14 protein-coding genes and 1 riboswitch are annotated in these 17,316 nt (G+C 34.2%); of the genes, 3 read left to right on the forward strand and 11 right to left on the reverse strand.

From position 1 onward, the window contains the following. Position 1: 1 nt before the first annotated feature. From cysM to R3L15_RS10815, 11 genes are all read right to left on the reverse strand, one after another. Complete coding sequence (gene cysM / locus R3L15_RS10765) at positions 2-892, reverse strand: cysteine synthase CysM (RefSeq protein WP_405023536.1); 891 nt, start codon at positions 890-892, stop codon at positions 2-4. Further along, positions 882-1,619, reverse strand: coding sequence for a serine O-acetyltransferase EpsC (epsC, locus tag R3L15_RS10770; protein WP_338731651.1), 738 nt, complete (start codon positions 1,617-1,619; stop codon positions 882-884). Before epsC ends, cysM begins: the two co-directional genes overlap by 11 nt. Positions 1,620-1,754: 135 nt before the next feature. Further along, positions 1,755-2,804: an NAD(P)/FAD-dependent oxidoreductase gene (locus R3L15_RS10775; RefSeq protein WP_338731652.1), complete on the reverse strand. Its 1,050-nt coding sequence runs from the start codon at positions 2,802-2,804 to the stop codon at positions 1,755-1,757. A gap of 3 nt (positions 2,805-2,807) precedes the next feature. Further along, positions 2,808-3,395 (reverse strand): bifunctional precorrin-2 dehydrogenase/sirohydrochlorin ferrochelatase, encoded by a 588-nt coding sequence (locus R3L15_RS10780; RefSeq protein ID WP_338731653.1) that lies wholly within the window; start codon positions 3,393-3,395, stop codon positions 2,808-2,810. A gap of 2 nt (positions 3,396-3,397) precedes the next feature. Beyond that, positions 3,398-4,168 carry a uroporphyrinogen-III C-methyltransferase gene (cobA, locus tag R3L15_RS10785; RefSeq protein WP_338734136.1) on the reverse strand — a complete coding sequence of 257 codons (771 nt, stop codon included), beginning with the start codon at positions 4,166-4,168 and terminating at the stop codon, positions 3,398-3,400. A gap of 2 nt (positions 4,169-4,170) precedes the next feature. Further along, entirely contained in the window at positions 4,171-6,261 is a 2,091-nt protein-coding gene (locus R3L15_RS10790) for a HEPN domain-containing protein (RefSeq protein ID WP_338731654.1), read from the reverse strand. A 16-nt stretch (positions 6,262-6,277) separates the two neighbouring features. After that, positions 6,278-6,904, reverse strand: coding sequence for a phosphoadenosine phosphosulfate reductase family protein (locus R3L15_RS10795; RefSeq protein WP_338731655.1), 627 nt, complete (start codon positions 6,902-6,904; stop codon positions 6,278-6,280). A gap of 143 nt (positions 6,905-7,047) precedes the next feature. Continuing rightward, on the reverse strand, positions 7,048-7,455 hold the full coding sequence (locus R3L15_RS10800; protein ID WP_338731656.1) for an Rrf2 family transcriptional regulator: 408 nt from the start codon (positions 7,453-7,455) through the stop codon (positions 7,048-7,050). A gap of 27 nt (positions 7,456-7,482) precedes the next feature. Further along, positions 7,483-8,652: an aminotransferase class I/II-fold pyridoxal phosphate-dependent enzyme gene (locus R3L15_RS10805; protein WP_338731657.1), complete on the reverse strand. Its 1,170-nt coding sequence runs from the start codon at positions 8,650-8,652 to the stop codon at positions 7,483-7,485. Between the two features lie 19 nt (positions 8,653-8,671). Then, on the reverse strand, positions 8,672-12,067 hold the full coding sequence (gene thrA / locus R3L15_RS10810) for a bifunctional aspartate kinase/homoserine dehydrogenase I (protein WP_338731658.1): 3,396 nt from the start codon (positions 12,065-12,067) through the stop codon (positions 8,672-8,674). Between the two features lie 111 nt (positions 12,068-12,178). Continuing rightward, positions 12,179-12,330: riboswitch (SAM riboswitch) on the reverse strand. Between the two features lie 98 nt (positions 12,331-12,428). Next, positions 12,429-13,973, reverse strand: a complete 1,545-nt coding sequence (locus tag R3L15_RS10815) for a hypothetical protein (protein ID WP_338731659.1) — start codon at positions 13,971-13,973, stop codon at positions 12,429-12,431. Positions 13,974-14,119: 146 nt separating this feature from the next. On the opposite strand from R3L15_RS10815, the gene R3L15_RS10820 reads away from it, so the two are divergent. From R3L15_RS10820 to leuD, 3 genes are read left to right on the forward strand one after another with little or no spacing between them, the layout of a single operon-like run. Then, the gene (locus tag R3L15_RS10820; RefSeq protein ID WP_338731660.1) at positions 14,120-15,295 is read left to right on the forward strand and encodes a 2-isopropylmalate synthase; all 1,176 of its coding nucleotides are present in this window, start codon (positions 14,120-14,122) and stop codon (positions 15,293-15,295) included. Continuing rightward, positions 15,295-16,695 (forward strand): 3-isopropylmalate dehydratase large subunit, encoded by a 1,401-nt coding sequence (leuC, locus tag R3L15_RS10825; protein ID WP_338731661.1) that lies wholly within the window; start codon positions 15,295-15,297, stop codon positions 16,693-16,695. The genes R3L15_RS10820 and leuC overlap by 1 nt, the downstream gene beginning before the upstream one ends. 2 nt (positions 16,696-16,697) lie before the next feature. Further along, complete coding sequence (gene leuD, locus R3L15_RS10830; protein ID WP_338731662.1) at positions 16,698-17,282, forward strand: 3-isopropylmalate dehydratase small subunit; 585 nt, start codon at positions 16,698-16,700, stop codon at positions 17,280-17,282. Positions 17,283-17,316 lie beyond the last annotated feature (34 nt).

Raw genomic sequence — 17,316 nt, forward strand, 5'->3', positions numbered from 1 at the left:
TTTATTGAAACAAATCTGATGATAAATACCTATCACCTATATCGCAAATAATTGCCACAATAACACCTTTATCTATAGTTTGGGCTATTTTTAAAGCCGATGCAACAGAACCACCACTACTCATACCTGCAAAAACACCTTCTTCTTTAGCCAATCTGTTAGCCACTTCTCGAGCGTCTTTTTCGCTTACTTCTACAATTTGATCTACTTTATCTTTATTAAAAATTTTAGGCAAATAAGCTTCTGGCCATTTTCGAATACCTGGAATTTTAGCACCATCTTTAGGTTGCGCTCCAACTATTGTTACGTTTGGATTTTTCTCTTTTAAAAATGTTGACACGCCCATAATGGTTCCTGTGGTTCCCATTGCCGATACAAAATGCGTGATTTCTCCATTAGTGTCTCGCCAAATTTCTGGGCCTGTAGTTTTGTAATGTGCTTTCCAGTTATCGTCATTTGCAAACTGGTTTAACATAAAATAACCTTTTTCCTTATGAAGTTGTTCTGCTAAATCTCTCGAGCCTTCAATACCTTTATCTGCCGAAGTTAAGATAAGTTCGGCACCATACGCTTTCATGGTTTTAATACGCTCTTCAGTAGAATTTTCAGGCATAATTAATATCATATTCACTCCTAAAAGTTTAGCAATAAATGCTAACGCAATCCCGGTGTTCCCGCTAGTAGCCTCCACTAAAGTATCGCCTTCTTTTATATCGCCTCGTTTTAAAGCTTCGCTTATCATATTAAAAGCAGCACGATCTTTAACGCTACCTCCGGGATTTTTTCCTTCAAGCTTTAAAAATAGTCGTACGCCATCTTTTTTTAAGATATTTTGAACTTCGATTAATGGTGTATTCCCTATTAAATTAGTTATTGATTGACTATTTATCATGATTTTTTGTACTTATTCTAATTTCTGATTTATAGGTTACCAGAGAATTCTCTGGAACAGATTGCGTAATCCAAACATTGGCTCCAATAATACTATTGGCTCCAATAACAATATCACCACCTAAAATCGTAGCATTGGCATAAATGGTTACATTATCTTCTATGGTTGGGTGGCGTTTAGTTTGGGCTAAACTTTTCTTTACTGACAACCCACCCAAAGTTACCCCTTGATATATTTTTACATTATTTTTAATAATACTGGTCTCTCCTATTACAATTCCTGTACCGTGATCGATAAAAAATGAATCGCCAATGGTAGCTCCAGGATGAATATCGATACCTGTTTTACCATGAATACACTCGCTCATCATTCTTGCTACGATAGGCACTCCTAATTTAAAGAGTTCATGGCTCATTCTATGAATAGCAATGGCGTGAAATCCAGGATATGCTAAATAAATCTCTTCTAAACTCTTGCATGCTGGATCGTTTTTTTCTGTAGCTAATGCATCTAGTTGAATTTTATGCTTTATTTCTGGCAACTTTTTTTGAAAATCCTCCCATAATTTTTCGGGCTCTTTATCTGTTATTTCGGAAGCTACCGATTTAAAAATTGTTTCAAGTGCTTTAAGTTCTTGTTGTTGTTTTAACTCATTATCAAAAAGCATATAAAACAGACGTTTGGTCAGATCGGATACAGTTTCTTTAATTCGTAAATTGATTTGCATATTTCGCTCTTATAAACTGTAAAATTACTATTCCATTTTTGGATATGCACAAGCTTTAAGATTTAATTAAAATAAAACCCCGCAGCAACATAAATTACCACGAGGAATTACAACTAAATATACAGCAACTAAATTTTAATTTATAGCTTGTACCACAGCTTTTGGTGCTTCTTTTCTACTTCCATCAAAACCATCTACACCACTAACGGTTGTATACTTTAAAACATATTTTTTACCAGGATTGATAATTTTATAAGCCGATTGACACATTAATGTTGCTTCGTGGAAACCACATAAAATAAGTTTTAACTTACCTTCATAGGTATTTACATCTCCAATTGCAAAAACTCCTGGAATGTTTGTTTGATAATCTAATGTATTTACTTTAATAGCATTTTTTTCAATCTCTAATCCCCAATCTGAAATAGGTCCAAGTTTTGGTGACAAACCAAATAATGGAATAAAATGATCAGCTTCTAAAAGTATGTTCTCGCCTTCTTTTTCGATTGTTACGCCTTCAACATTTTGATTCCCATGTATGGCTGTAACTTCAGCTGGTGTAATTAAATTAATCTTTCCTAAAAGCTTTAACTCTTTTACTTTTTCTACAGAATCTAAAGCGCCACGAAACTCGTTTCTACGGTGAACCAAAGTTACTTCAGACGCAATATTAGCTAGAAAGATACTCCAATCTAAAGCCGAATCACCACCACCAGAAATCACTACTTTCTTGTTGCGATACACTTCTGGGTCTTTAATCATGTATTCAACCCCTTTATCTTCGTAAAATTCTAGATTGTCAATTTTAGGTTTTCTAGGTTCAAAACTTCCTAGTCCACCAGCAATTGCTACTACAGGCGCATGATGTTTTGTACCTTTATTTGTTGTTACAATAAACGAACCGTCTTCTAATTTCTCTATTGTTTCTGCGCGTTCTCCTAACGTAAAACCAGGTTCAAACTGTTTGCCTTGTTCTAATAAATTTTTGGTTAAATCGCCAGCTAAAATTTCAGGAAATCCAGGAATGTCATAGATTGGTTTTTTGGGGTAAATCTCTGAACATTGTCCACCTGGTTGCGCTAATGCGTCTATTAAATGGCATTTTAATTTTAATAATCCAGCTTCGAAAACGGTAAATAATCCGGTTGGTCCTGCGCCTATTATTAATATATCGGTTTTAATCATGTTTTAAATCTGTTTGTTTGAAATTAATGTTTTAGTCACATTGTTTAAGGTTTGAACTTTATGCTCAAAATCGCCTTTAATTGTTTTTCTAAATCGGTTTAAATTTTGCACTAAATCGTCTATGTTTTCTGGAATGACGTCTTCAAAAAACTGTCTTAAACGTTTTGCTGTTGTTGGCGATTTTCCGTTGGTAGAAATAGCTACTTTTACATGACCTTTAGTAACAATACCTCCTAAATAAAAATCGCACAATTCTGGTGTATCTGCGACATTTACCAATATGTGATTTGCTCTTGCATCGTTATAAATTTGCTTATTTACTTCCGGGTTGTCAGTCGCAGCAATAATTAAATCTTGATCCAATAAAAACGACTCGTGATAAGACATCTTGATTAACTTAACATCAAACTGCTTTGCTAGTGTTATAACATCTGGTCTAAAAAAATTAGCAACCATAGTAACTTTAGCGTTTGGACTAGATTTTAGTAAAAACGTCAACTTTTCTAAAGCCACATAACCACCACCAACAATTAGCATATTAATGCTATGCATTTTTATAAAAATTGGATATAAATTATTTCTTTCATTCATGGTTATGCTACTTTTAAAGTTTCTACTTGTTTAGCTATGGAATTAAGCGCAACACGCTGTTTTACAACATCACCAACTACAATAATTGCAGGATTAGACAGTTGCTGCTTTTTTACAACATCGCAAATCGTATCTACGGTTCCAATGCCAAATTTTTCATCTTTTGTTGTTCCGTTTTGAATAATTCCAACAGCAGTTTTTGCTTTACCTTCAGATGAAAACACATCCATAATTTGCTGTAGTTTTCCCATTCCCATAAGGATTACAACTGTTGCTGTAGACTTTGCTGCGAGTACAATATCATTAGACATATTATGCGATTTAGTTGTACCAGTAATAACCCAAAAACTTTCTGAAGCACCACGTTTTGTTAACGGAATACCTTGAAACGCAGGTACTGCCAATGCTGAAGAAATTCCAGGCACCACATAAGTTTCTAAACCAAAAGGCTTCACATAATCTATCTCTTCTGCTCCACGACCAAACACAAAAGGATCGCCTCCTTTCAACCTTACAACATGTCCTTTTGTTTTTGCTCGCTGAACGATTAACTCATTAATTTGTTCTTGTTGATAAGCATAACAACCTTTTCGTTTACCAACAAAAATCAGTTCTGCCTTTTTTGATGCATAGTCAAGCAAATCTTTGTTTATTAAAGCATCGTAGAGAATTACATCTGCTGACTGAATAGCTTTAATAGCCTTAAGCGTTATTAACTCTGGATCGCCAGGTCCTGCACCTACAATGGTTAATTTTGGAATTATTGTCTTCATCATCATGCTACTTTTTGATCGTTTTCACGATAGGTTTTTACTGTTTTTAAAAAGGCTTCGGCACTTTTAAAATATTGCTCTGCAAATGCTTTACTTGGAGCGTTTTCTTTAATTTGAAATACTAACTCTGAAAATGATACGTCAAGCGGAATACGCTTTGTAGCAACAAAATCTTCATCAAACTGCTTAATAATTCCTGCTTGAGAGTTAGTAGATTTATTTTCTGTTAGTAATATTGCTTTAGCTGAATTTACAAACGCATTATACGTGTGATAAATAGCATGAGAATACACGTTGTTCTCTAAAGCTTCTTTTGCTAGCTCTAGCTTTTCTTCGCTTTCTAAAAATAAAGTTGAAATTAAATCGATAACTACGCCAGCACATTCACCAATTCCAATCGCTTTAACATACTTCTCATCATTTCCCCAATCAATAAAATCTTCTTGGGTTAAATTGGTCACATCAGACAAATCTGTTAACATCTCATAAAAATACATTTGCCCTTTGTCTTGATAGTAATCTTCAAACGACAGGTTGTTTGCATTAATTTGAAAATCGTCTAATAAACGACGTAACGCTATTGGCGCACGACGACTTGGCACCTTTACTACTTTGTCTGCAAAAACACCTTGTCCGTTACCTTTGTTTGCACCACCTAAAAGCACTTGTAATGCTGGCGCAACTAATTTATCAGGTGTACGAATAGACATCCCTTGAAAACCAATATTTGCCATATTGTGTTGTCCACAAGCATTCATACAACCACTAATTTTAATTACAAGATCTTTGTTATTTAAGTATTGTGGATATTCGGTTTTAATAACACGTTCTAATTCTTCTGCAATTCCTGTACTGCTTGCTATTCCTAAATTACAAGTATCTGTTCCTGGACAAGCTGTAATATCTACTGCTTTGTTATAACCAGCTTCTGCAAACCCTAGTTTGGATAATTCTTGATAGAAATATGGCAACAAATCTTCCTTAATAAACGGAATTAATATGTTTTGGCGTAAGCTTAATCGTATTTCTCCTGCTGCATAATCTTCGACTAAATCAGCTAACAAACGTGCTTTGTCTGTATAAAAATCACCTAACAACACCTTTATTCCTATGGCTACATAACCATCTTGTTTTTGTTTGATAACGTTGGTGTTTTTCCAAGCTTGAAATGCTTTTTCATCTTTTACAACAACTTCAGGCGCTGTAACATTTGCTGGTTTAGAAAGCAGATAATTTTCCGCTTCTATTGGAACGGACACAAATTCTATTGCTTTTTGCTCTTCTGTCACAAGACGCTTAAATTCTTCTAAACCAATATCTTTTATTAAGAATTTCATACGTGCTTTTGCACGACTTTTACGCTCGCCATAACGATCAAAGATGCGCAAAACACCTTCCATTACTGGAATAATTTTATCACTAGGTAAAAATTCATAAAACACATCAGCATGTCGTGGTTGCGAACCTAATCCGCCACCAAGCATCACTTTAAACCCACGCACATTATTTTCAACTTTTGCGATAAAGCCTAAATCGTGCATGTAAGACAGTCCTGTATCTTCATCTGAAGCCGAAAATGACACTTTAAACTTACGTCCCATTTCTTGACAAATTGGGTTACGTAAAAAGAACTTAAACAAGGCATCTGCATAAGGCGAAACATCAAAAGGTTCGTTTACATCAATTCCAGCAGTTTCGCTTGCTGTTACATTTCTTACCGTATTACCACAAGCTTCACGAAGGGTTACATCGTCACGTTCTAATTCTGCCCAAAGTTCTGGCGTTCTATCAAGATCTACGTAATGAATTTGTATGTCTTGTCTGGTTGTAATATGTAATCTGCCGCGAGAATATTCGTCTGAAACATCTGCAATTCGGCGTAATTGCTTACTTAATACTTTTCCGTAAGGCAATTTTATACGAATCATTTGTACACCTTGCTGTCTTTGCCCATAAACACCACGAGCAAGACGTAAGCTTCTAAACTTTTCTTCATCAATGTTTCCATTATGGAATAGCTCAATTTTTCTAGCTAATTCTATAATGTCTTTCTCTACAACTGGATTTTCTATTTCTGTTCTAAAACTCTGCATGGTGCGTCGCTTTTTTTTATTGTAAATGAATTCCGCACTCTCTACTTTGAAGTGCTTTTATAGGGTCGAAATAATCGACGTTTTTGGTTAAATTATGCTTTGTTACGTAAGCGTCTAAATCGGCATCTGTCCAATAGTAAAATGGACTCACTTTTAAAATGCCGTTTTTACTTAAGCTTAAAATATCTTTCTTATTTCTTAACTCGGTTTGCCTTACACGAATGTTAGTAAACCATACTTCAGGATTGTGTTCTTTTAAAGCTCTTTTGAAGGGTTCTAATTTCACAACTTCTGAAAACTGATCGAAATTATCATCTTCTAATGAAGGAAAACCTATAGTTTTTTCAACCTCATCTTTACTCAATAACGATTGATACTTATGAAGATTTAAATGATACTTCTCTGTAATATTTTCAGCATGTTCATAAGTACTTGGTTGGTTGTATAACGTATCGCACCAAATAACCTTTATGTTGTTACTATGCTTGGTTATGGTACTTAACAAAACTTCAGAGTATACACCAAAACTTGTTGTTACTATGTTATTGTTTGTTAATCGCAATGCCCAATCAATGATTTCATCAGGTGTTTTATCTTTTAATATTTGGTTCCAATATGCTATATCTATCATTTGTCCTATCATGTATTTTTTATTTTTACTATATTCCTATCGGAATAGTAGGAATTAAAAACAAAGCTATATAAAAATATTTAATGAACAACCTTTTGAAAGTTAAATTTTTTAAACTTTTAAGTTGATATTGTACGCAATCGTTTGAAATTCAATTAAATTAAATCTGCCAACGATTTATTGTTAAAAATTTGCAATGTGCTATCCCGAACTTCTATCATTAAATTATGAACAGCACAAGCTGTTTCGTCTGGACAATCGTCACATTTTTCATAAAAATTTAAACTCACGCATGGCACCATAGCAATAGGTCCTTCAAGAATTCTCATAATTGGTGCCATTTTAATATCCTTGGGATCTTTAAGAAGATAATAACCTCCATTTTTACCTTTTTTAGAGCCTAAAAACCCATTCTTACGAAGCGTTAATAAAATACTCTCCAGAAATTTTCTGGAGATATTTTCACTTTCGGAAATAGCACTGATTTGAACAGGTTTGTTTCCTTCCTGTCGTGCTAAATACGTTAGCGCTTTTAGGCCATATTTGGTTTTCTTTGAAAGCATAAATTCAAAGATAACCAAATTCTCTTATCAACCTAACGCTTGATTTAAATCGGCAATAATATCCTCATAATGCTCCAACCCTACTGACACACGTACCAAACCATCTGAAATTCCAACTTCAAGTCTATCTGCTTCATTTAATTTACTATGAGTTGTTGATGCTGGATGCGTTGCAATACTTCTGGTATCTCCCAAATTTGCTGATAATGACAATAGTTGCAATTTGTTTAAAAACTGTCTTCCAGCTTCAATACCTCCTTTTATTTCAAAAGCTACAATATTACCACCTTTTTTCATTTGCTTTTTGGCTATATCGTATTGTGGATGCGATTTTAAAAAGGGATATTTTACCAATTGCACATTTTTATGCGACTCTAAAAACCCTGCTATTTTTAACGCATTTTCACAATGTCTATCTACACGAACAGAAAGTGTCTCCAAGCTTTTTGACAATACCCACGCATTAAATGGTGATAATGCTGGACCTGTATTTCTTGAAAACAGATAAATTTCTCTAATCAAATCAGCTTTACCAACAGTAACACCACCTAAAACACGACCTTGACCATCTATTAATTTAGTTGCTGAATGAATAACCAAATCTGCTCCAAATTTAATAGGGTTTTGTAAATATGGTGTTGCAAAACAATTGTCTATCACCAATAGTAAATTGTGTTTTTTAGCGATATTTCCTAGCAACTCTAAATCTAAAATATCAACCGCTGGATTGGTTGGTGTTTCAGCATAGAGAATTTTAGTATTTGGTTGAATAAGGCTTTCAATTTTATCAATTTCATTTACTTTGAAATAGCTCGTTTCAATATTCCATTTTGGTAAAAATTTGGTGAACAAACTATGTGTTGACCCAAAAACGCTTCGGCAAGATACCACATGATCGCCTGCATTTAACAAAGCTGCAAATGTTGAAAACACAGCCGACATTCCTGTTGCGTATGCGTAACCAGCTTCAGCACCTTCTAACTTGCATATTTTATCTACAAACTCCGATGTGTTTGGATTTGTAAATCGGCTATAAATATTACGCTCTTTTTCTTCGGCAAATGAAGCACGCATATCTTCGGCATCTTCAAACACAAAACTACTAGTTAAGTGCAATGGTGTTGAATGCTCTAAATACTGCGAACGCTCCATTTGTGTACGTATCGCTTGGGTTTCAAAATGGTTTTCTTTGCTCATTATCTTTAGTTTTTTTCTTTTAATTAATGTGTTTTGAAAGGCGCAAAATATCTCCAAAAACACCTCTTGCAGTAACTTCTGCTCCTGCTCCAGCACCTTGAATTACGATTGGATGTTCGCCATACGATTCGGTAAAAATTTCAAAAATAGCATCGGCTCCTTTTACTTGCCCTAAAGCACTATCTTCAGGAATTGACACCAGTTTCACTTCTAGATTTCCTTTGTCTTGTTGTAAATCTCCAGATAATTCACCAACATATCGTAACACATGATTTGGTTGTTGCTTGTCTTTTATACTCTGAAATGCTTCATCCAAAACATCCAACTGCTGTAAAAATTCTGCAACCGAAATATCACGATACGCTTCTGGGATTAAATTCTGAACAGCAACATCATCAAACTCGTTTATTAAATCCAATTCGCGGGCCAGAATAAGTAATTTTCTTGCCACATCATTTCCTGAAAAATCCTCACGTGGATCTGGTTCGGTAAAGCCTTTATCAATCGTTTCTTGAACAATGGTGCTAAATGGTTTATCCTGAATCGAAAAGTTATTGAACAAATAACTTAACGTCCCTGAAAACACCCCACGAATACGTGTAATATTCTCACCAGATTCATGTAAAAGTTTGATAGTATCTATTAGCGGCAAACCTGCACCAACCGTAGTTTCATACAAGTATTGCTTGTTGTTTTCTTTTAAATGTTGACGTAAATCTGCATAGAAATTATGCGAAATGGTATTGGCGATTTTATTGGATGACACCAAATCGAAACCTGCTTCTACCAATGGTTTATAATTCTCATGAAATGCTTTGCTTGCTGTGTTATCAACAGCAATAAGATTTTCAAAATGATGCGCTTTGGCAAACTCAATAACGTCTTGAATGCTATAATTTTCTTGAGCTGAAGTGATTTCGGTTTTCCAGTTTTCTGAAACACCATGTTTTGCCAACAGCAGTTTTTTAGAATTGGCAATAGCGAATACATTTAAGTTAATGCTTTTACGCTTTTCAATCTCTGTTTTTGATTTTAAAATCTGATTAATCAAAGCACCACCAACCAATCCGTGACCAAAAATGGCGATGTTTATCTTTTTAGAAATTCCGAAAATTTCACCATGAATTACATTTACAGCTTTATGTAATTGTGTCTTTTTAACCACCAAACTTACATTACGTCCTGTAACCGTATTGTTAAACAACAAAGGTGTAATTTGATTTTTAATTAACGCATTGAATGGCTTGTGAAACGAACTTAACTCGATACCAATAATAGAAATCACCGCAACATCATCTACTACTTCAATTTTATTGACATCTTTTGAGTAAAAATCGGTTTCAAACTCACGCTCTAAAGCAATAACTGCTTGTGTAGCTTGTGCGGAATTTATAACCAAACCAATACCTCTTTCAGAAGATCCTTGAGACACAATACTTACACTAATACCGTAATTACTCAACGCCTTAAAAATTCTCGCATCAACACCTACTTTGCCTAACAAACCACGACCTTCTAAATTTATAAGCGCAACATCTTCTAAAATCGATAACGAAGTAACTTCTTTGTTGCTTGATCTTGCTGTGATTAACGTCCCCTCATCTTCAGGATTGAACGTATTTAAAATACGAAGATTGATATTCTTTTCAACTAGCGGAATAATGGTTTTGGCATGTAAAACGCTTGTGCCGAAGTTTGCCAATTCGTTAGCTTCGTTAAAGGATAACTCCCTGATTTTTTGCGCATCTTCAACCAAATCTGGGTTTGCTGTATAAATACCATTTACATGCGTGTAGTTTTGCAATTCTTCGGCATCTAAATAGTTTGCCAATAATGACGCTGAATAATTACTTCCATTTCTTCCCAACAAGGTCGTTTCCCCATTTTGATTAGAGCCGATAAATCCTGTTACAACGTTTACAGTTATACCATTATAGTTTTTAAAATGCGCCAAAACATTGTCTTTAGATTGCTTATCTTGAGGTTGCGCATTTATATAATCTGCATCTGTTTTTATCAAAACTCTGGCATCTGTTGGGTTAGCATTAATACCTTTTGATTTTAATAATTCTGAAATCAATTTCACAGATAATAATTCGCCATATGACAATACTTGTGATTTAATTTTATCACTATAATCTCCAAGTAGCTTAACACCTTCAAAAATGTTGTTCAATTCTGAAAACTCTTCAGTAAAATCAATACTTGGCAAAGGTTCTATTTGATAGTTTTTAAAAACCTCAAAAGCAGTTTTATAGTCTTGTTTTTTGGCAGCTTTATTCAAAATAGCTTCTAAAGTATCTGTTGCTTTTCCTCTAGCCGAAACCACAACTGCAATACGCTCGCCTTTATTTACTTTATGCTCTATAATTGACAACACACGGTTTAATCCGTCGCCATTAGCAAGCGATTTTCCTCCAAATTTTAATACTTTCATTCTTTTACTTTTGGTTTCGGGTCTAAAAATGCCTTCTATAATCTGTTCTAATTGTTCAAATTCTATTAAAAATGCATCGTGTCCATGACTGGAATGAATTTCACTATAGGTTACATTAGGATGCGTTAATGCCAATTGGCGTTGGGTTTCGCGGTTTTCTTCAGCTGTAAAAAACAAATCAGAATCTACACCAACAATGGCTATATTAGATTTTATGATATCCAACACATTTACATTATCGCCTCTATCACGAGTAACATCAATGGTTTTTAGTAATTGATTCATGAGTTTGTAAGCCGATAGTTGAAAGCGCTCTTGCAGTTTTTTTCCGTGATGCAACAACCAACTTTCCACATTAAAGATTTCTAAATCGTCATTTTTACTGCGTTGAAAACGCTCTTTAAACGATTGTGGCGTTCGGTAACACAACATGGCGTGCATGCGCGCATCGTGAACCGGATTGTTAGAGTTTACCAAGAATTGCTCTTGAATTTGGCAATTGGCAATCAACCAATCGGTAGATTTCCAGTCGGTTGCCACAGGAATTAAATATTCGGCTAGATTTGGTGACAAAAGCGCCATTTCCCAAGCAATTCCACCACCAAGCGAACCACCAATTAGCGCAAAAAGTTTATCAATTTGTAATGCTTTTAAACCTAAAAGAAATATGTTTGCGATATCTCTTGCTACAAAATCTTTATAGTTTTCAACCGCAAATCCATCGTAACCATTTCCTGGAATATTGAATGCTAAAATGGTATATTTTTGAGTATCGATAACTTTGTTATCGCCTATTAAATCTGTCCACCAACCATCTTTACCAGCAACATTACTATTTCCGGTAAGTGCGTGATTTACCATTACAATTGGTGCTTCTCCTAAAGGTTTTCCAAAGGTTTGATAGGACAATTTAATTGTAATGCTCACATTGCTTTCTAGCAAGACATTATCTAATAAAACATATTTAAGTTTGCTCATGTTTGATTTATAAATTTTAAAAAATCAAAAAGTCAAAACACCTCTTTTGTGAGGGCTTAAATAGAATATGTTAAAAAGAAATAACGTAATTACAGGACTGTAATTAGTTTTGTGTTATCTATCTAATTGAAATTTTCGATTATACTCGAAATAACAAAAAGTAGAATTTAGCACCTTCTTAAATAAAGATTCCTATTTCCACAGGAATTTAAGGGTTGCCAAGGTTTCGCAGGGTCTATTCCCTCCACCTTTCTTGATAACATTTCAATAAGTAATTTGAACTTTGTGAGTGCAAATATTCAGTTAGAAAATTTTAATATCCAAATAATTTTGATTTTTTTTATAAAATCTCTTTAAAAAATTAGGCGTATTGTTCTAAATATTTTGCTTTAATAATCTGTGCTACAGGCTTGTTTTCAATCTTACTTTCTAACCAAGAAATAATATCTAAATATAGAAACGCACGACGCTCATAAGGATGATTTTCGTATTGCTTAAGCTGCTTATAAAATTTAACAAATGCTTTTTTAATATCATGCGGAAAAATATCTTGCAGCCCTCGAATAAACCTAATCATTTCTTTTTGAACTTCGTTTAAATCATTGATTTTCAAAAGATATTTATAAGTGTCTCTCAATAAACGCTCCAAATGATAATCTAATCCTTCTTCATAATGCGCCACAACGTTTAAAACCCGAGAAAAACACTGCAAATCCTCGCGCATAGAAAGTGATTTGTTAGAAATTATCTTATTTAAATAATGGATACATTCACGATTATTTCCTGCCCCAAAATGCATGCTCGCAAATTTGTAATAGAAAATCATGGTGTGATGTTCATCTATTCTATCTTGATATTTTGGCAGTTGCTTTTCAATTTCGGGAATAAGTTTTAATCCCTCTTTAAAACTGCCATCTATAAAATAATAATTTACCTGATTTACATTATAGTATAAAAAACATAATGCTTCAATATTTTCATCTTTTGTAAACGTAGGTTTATCTATAGCCTCTTTAAAGTGGCTTAAATACTCATGAAACTTATCTTTATTTTTTATGTAAAAAAGTGACTCCAATAAGTAATTATTACCTTTTACAAAAAACACTGGGTTTAAATGAATCATTTCTGGGTTCAACTCAAAAAGTGACACCCATTTTAAAGCATATTTATAGCAGTTTAAAAAATCTTGCATTAAAAAACTGTACCATAAATAGGCTTTATATAGCCACAATTTTTCGCGAACACCTAAGTCATTAATATTGTATTTTGGCAACCTTGCCTTAAAATATTCTTGAATTTCTTTAGCATCCTTTTTATTCTTAGCATAACCAAATTTTAAGAACAATCCATACAGTTGTAATGACAAATTGGATAGTTTACTAGCAATTACGTTAGCCTGACTTAATTCTTTGGCTTGTATGGTCAACTCATCAGCACGCCCGCTAATACTTCTTGTAATATATTGCGATTCGATAACTTTTTCCAACTCAACAATTTCATAAGCTAAGTTTTTTTCTTCATGAAGTATTGCTACATCTTTGGCTTTATCTAGAATTTTTAACGCTTGTTTATAAAGCCCTTTATGATACAAAATAGACGCAAAATCTAATTGCTCCCTAATTTGTGAACGTGCGTTTTGGTGAGAAGGACTTAACCGTAAACTAACTAAGATTTGTTTATACAAATGGGCTTTTACATTGGCTAGTTGTTGTTTTTTTATATTTGAGCTTTTAAGAATTGTTTTCTCATTATAATTAGGCATTTTGTCTAAAACATTAAACAAATTAAGGAATTTAGAATCCTCATTTACGCCTAATCTTCCAACATACAATTTAAATTGCCGCTTTTCAGATTTGGTCATAGATTTCACTAATGAAAACAAATTATCTTTTTGGCTTTTAGTCATCGAATAAAAAACAACATTAACTTACTGATAAACAATTATTTAATTCAAAAATACTGATTTGAACATCGTAAACCTAACTCTAGGTTTAAGCTCTACCATAAATCCAAAGTATAAATTCGTAAGACAATACAAAAATTTATTTTTTAATGTCTAAAGATAAAGTTCAAATTTTCGATACCACATTACGTGATGGTGAACAAGTTCCAGGATGTAAATTAAACAAAGGGCAAAAGTTAGTTATCGCAGAACGCTTAGATTCCTTAGGAGTCGATGTTATTGAAGCAGGCTTTCCTGTATCTAGCCCTGGCGACTTTGAAGCAGTTGCTGCCATAGGAAGAATTGTAAAAAATGCTACCATTTGTGGTTTAACACGTGCTGTTGAAAATGATATAAAAGTTGCCTCAGAAGCTTTAAAAACAGCCAAAAGACCAAGAATACACACAGGTATAGGAACCTCCGATTCACACATAAAATATAAGTTTAACGCTACTCGAGATGAAGTTATAGAACGTGCTTTTAAAGCCGTTAAATATGCAAAATCTTTTGTAGAAGACGTTGAGTTTTATGCTGAAGATGCAGGAAGAACCAGTAATGAGTTTTTAGCAAAAGTGTGCGAACAAGCTATCGCAGCTGGAGCAACTGTTTTAAACATTCCTGATACTACAGGCTACTGTTTACCTAGCGAATATGGACAAAAAATAAAATACCTAAAAGAACATGTTAAAGGCATTGAAAAAGCCATCCTATCATGTCATTGTCATAACGATTTAGGTTTAGCTACTGCCAACTCAATTGAAGGAGTTATTCATGGTGCCAGACAAATAGAATGTACTATAAATGGTGTTGGAGAACGTGCCGGAAACACAGCTTTAGAAGAGGTTGTTATGATATTAAAACAACATCCTTATCTAAATTTAGATACAGGTATTAATACCAAGGAACTATATGGTATTAGTCAATTAGTTCAAGAACAAATGGGCGTTTTTGCCCAACCAAACAAGGCTATTATAGGTAGCAATGCCTTTGCTCATAGCTCTGGTATTCATCAAGACGGTGTTATTAAAAATCGTGAAACATACGAAATCATAGACCCTAAAGATGTAGGCGTTACTGAATCGGCTATTGTATTAACCGCTAGAAGTGGCCGTGCAGCTCTAGCTTATCGCGCTAAAAATATAGGCTACGATTTAACCAAATTGCAGTTAGATGATGTTTACCAAAACTTTTTAGTTTTTGCCGATAGAAAAAAAGAAATTAACGATACCGATATTCATCAAATTATTGAAACAAGTAATGTGTATCAACAAATCATTTCAGCATAATGGGAAAAACCTTATTCGATAAAGTTTGGGATGCACATGTAGTCGATTCTATTGAAAACGGCCCTCAAGTTTTATATATAGACAAACACTTAATTCACGAAGTCACTAGTCCACAGGCATTCAATGAACTTGAAGAACGTAACATTCCTATTTTTAGGCCCAACCAAATAGTCGCTACAGCAGACCACAACACACCTACTCAAAATCAGCATTTACCTGTAAAGGATGCTTTGTCTAGAAACCAATTAAAACAACTTGCTAACAATTGCAAGAAAAACAATATTACACTTTATGGTTTAGGACACAAATACAATGGCATTGTACATGTCATGGCCCCAGAATTAGGCATTACACAACCAGGCATGACAATGGTTTGTGGCGATAGCCACACGTCTACACATGGCGCTTTTGGAGCTATCGCTTTTGGTATAGGTACTAGCCAAGTGGCTCAAGTTTTTGCGAGTCAATGTTTATTATTATCCAAACCTAAGAGCTTAAGAGTAACTGTAAATGGCAGCTTAAAACCAGGTGTATTACCAAAAGATGTTATTTTATATATTATTTCAAAAATTGGAACAAATGCAGGCACCGGATACTTCTGTGAATATGCCGGTAATGTTTTTGAAAACATGAGTATGGAAGGCCGAATGACTGTTTGTAATATGAGCATTGAAATGGGAGCTCGTGGTGGCATGATTGCTCCAGACGATACTACTTTCGCATATATTAAAAATAGAGAGTTTGCGCCTAAAGGCAACGATTTTGAAAACAAAGTAGCTTATTGGAAAACACTTCCTACCGATACAGATGCCGTTTTTGACAAAGAATATGAATTTGATGCTACCGATATTGAACCTATGGTTACTTACGGCACCAATCCAGGTATGGGTATAAAAATTAACGCACCTATTCCAAATATATCAGATGCTTCTTTTGAAAAATCTTTAAAATATATGGATTTCAAAAAAGGCGACTATATGCTAGACAAGGCAATTAATTACGTATTTATTGGCAGCTGTACTAATTCACGCATAGAAGACTTTAGGGTTGCAGCTAAATACATTAAAGGAAAACAAAAAGCTCCAAATGTCACAGCATGGTTAGTACCAGGAAGTAAGCAAGTAGAAACTCAAATTGAAAATGAAGGCTTAAAGACTATTTTTGAAAACGCTGGTTTTGAATTACGCCAACCCGGTTGCAGTGCTTGTTTAGCTATGAACGACGATAAAATTCCTGAAGGCGAATATTGTGTCTCCACATCTAACAGAAACTTTGAAGGACGCCAAGGACAAGGTGCACGAACCATTTTAGCGAGTCCGTTAGTGGCTGCTGCCACAGCAGTTGAAGGTAAGATTGTAGATATTACTAAGACGTTTAACTTAGAAAAAGAATTAATTTAAACATGGAGAAATTTACAACATTACAAAGTACTGCCATTCCATTGGATATTGAAAACATTGATACCGATCAAATTATTCCTGCGCGGTTTTTAAAAGCTACAGACAAACAAGGATTTGGCGAGAATGCATTTCGCGATTGGCGTTTTGATAAATCTGGAAATATCAATAAAGAGTTTGCCTTAAACAACCCAAAATATAGCGGCAGCATATTGGTTTCTGGCAATAATTTTGGTTGTGGCTCTAGTCGCGAACACGCCGCTTGGGCATTAACAGGATATGGGTTTAAAGTGGTTATCTCTAGCTTTTTTGCCGATATTTTTAAAGGCAATGCCTTAAACAATGGGTTATTACCGTTACAAGTTTCAAAAGCATTTTTAAAAGAGTTATTCTCCCTTATTAAAACACACCCGGAAACAAAACTTATTGTCGATTTAAAAGCGCAAACATTAACTATTAAAAACACCGATTTAAAGACCCATTTCGACATTGATCCATACAAAAAAACATGTATGATTAATGGGTATGACGATATAGATTATTTATTAAGTAAAAAAGAAGCAATTAAAGCTTTTGAAATGGCGCGTTAGTGATTGAGCGATTGTTTGAGCTCTTTTTGAAATA

This window comes from Mangrovimonas cancribranchiae (genome assembly GCF_037126245.1).
Classification (GTDB): domain Bacteria; phylum Bacteroidota; class Bacteroidia; order Flavobacteriales; family Flavobacteriaceae; genus Mangrovimonas; species Mangrovimonas cancribranchiae.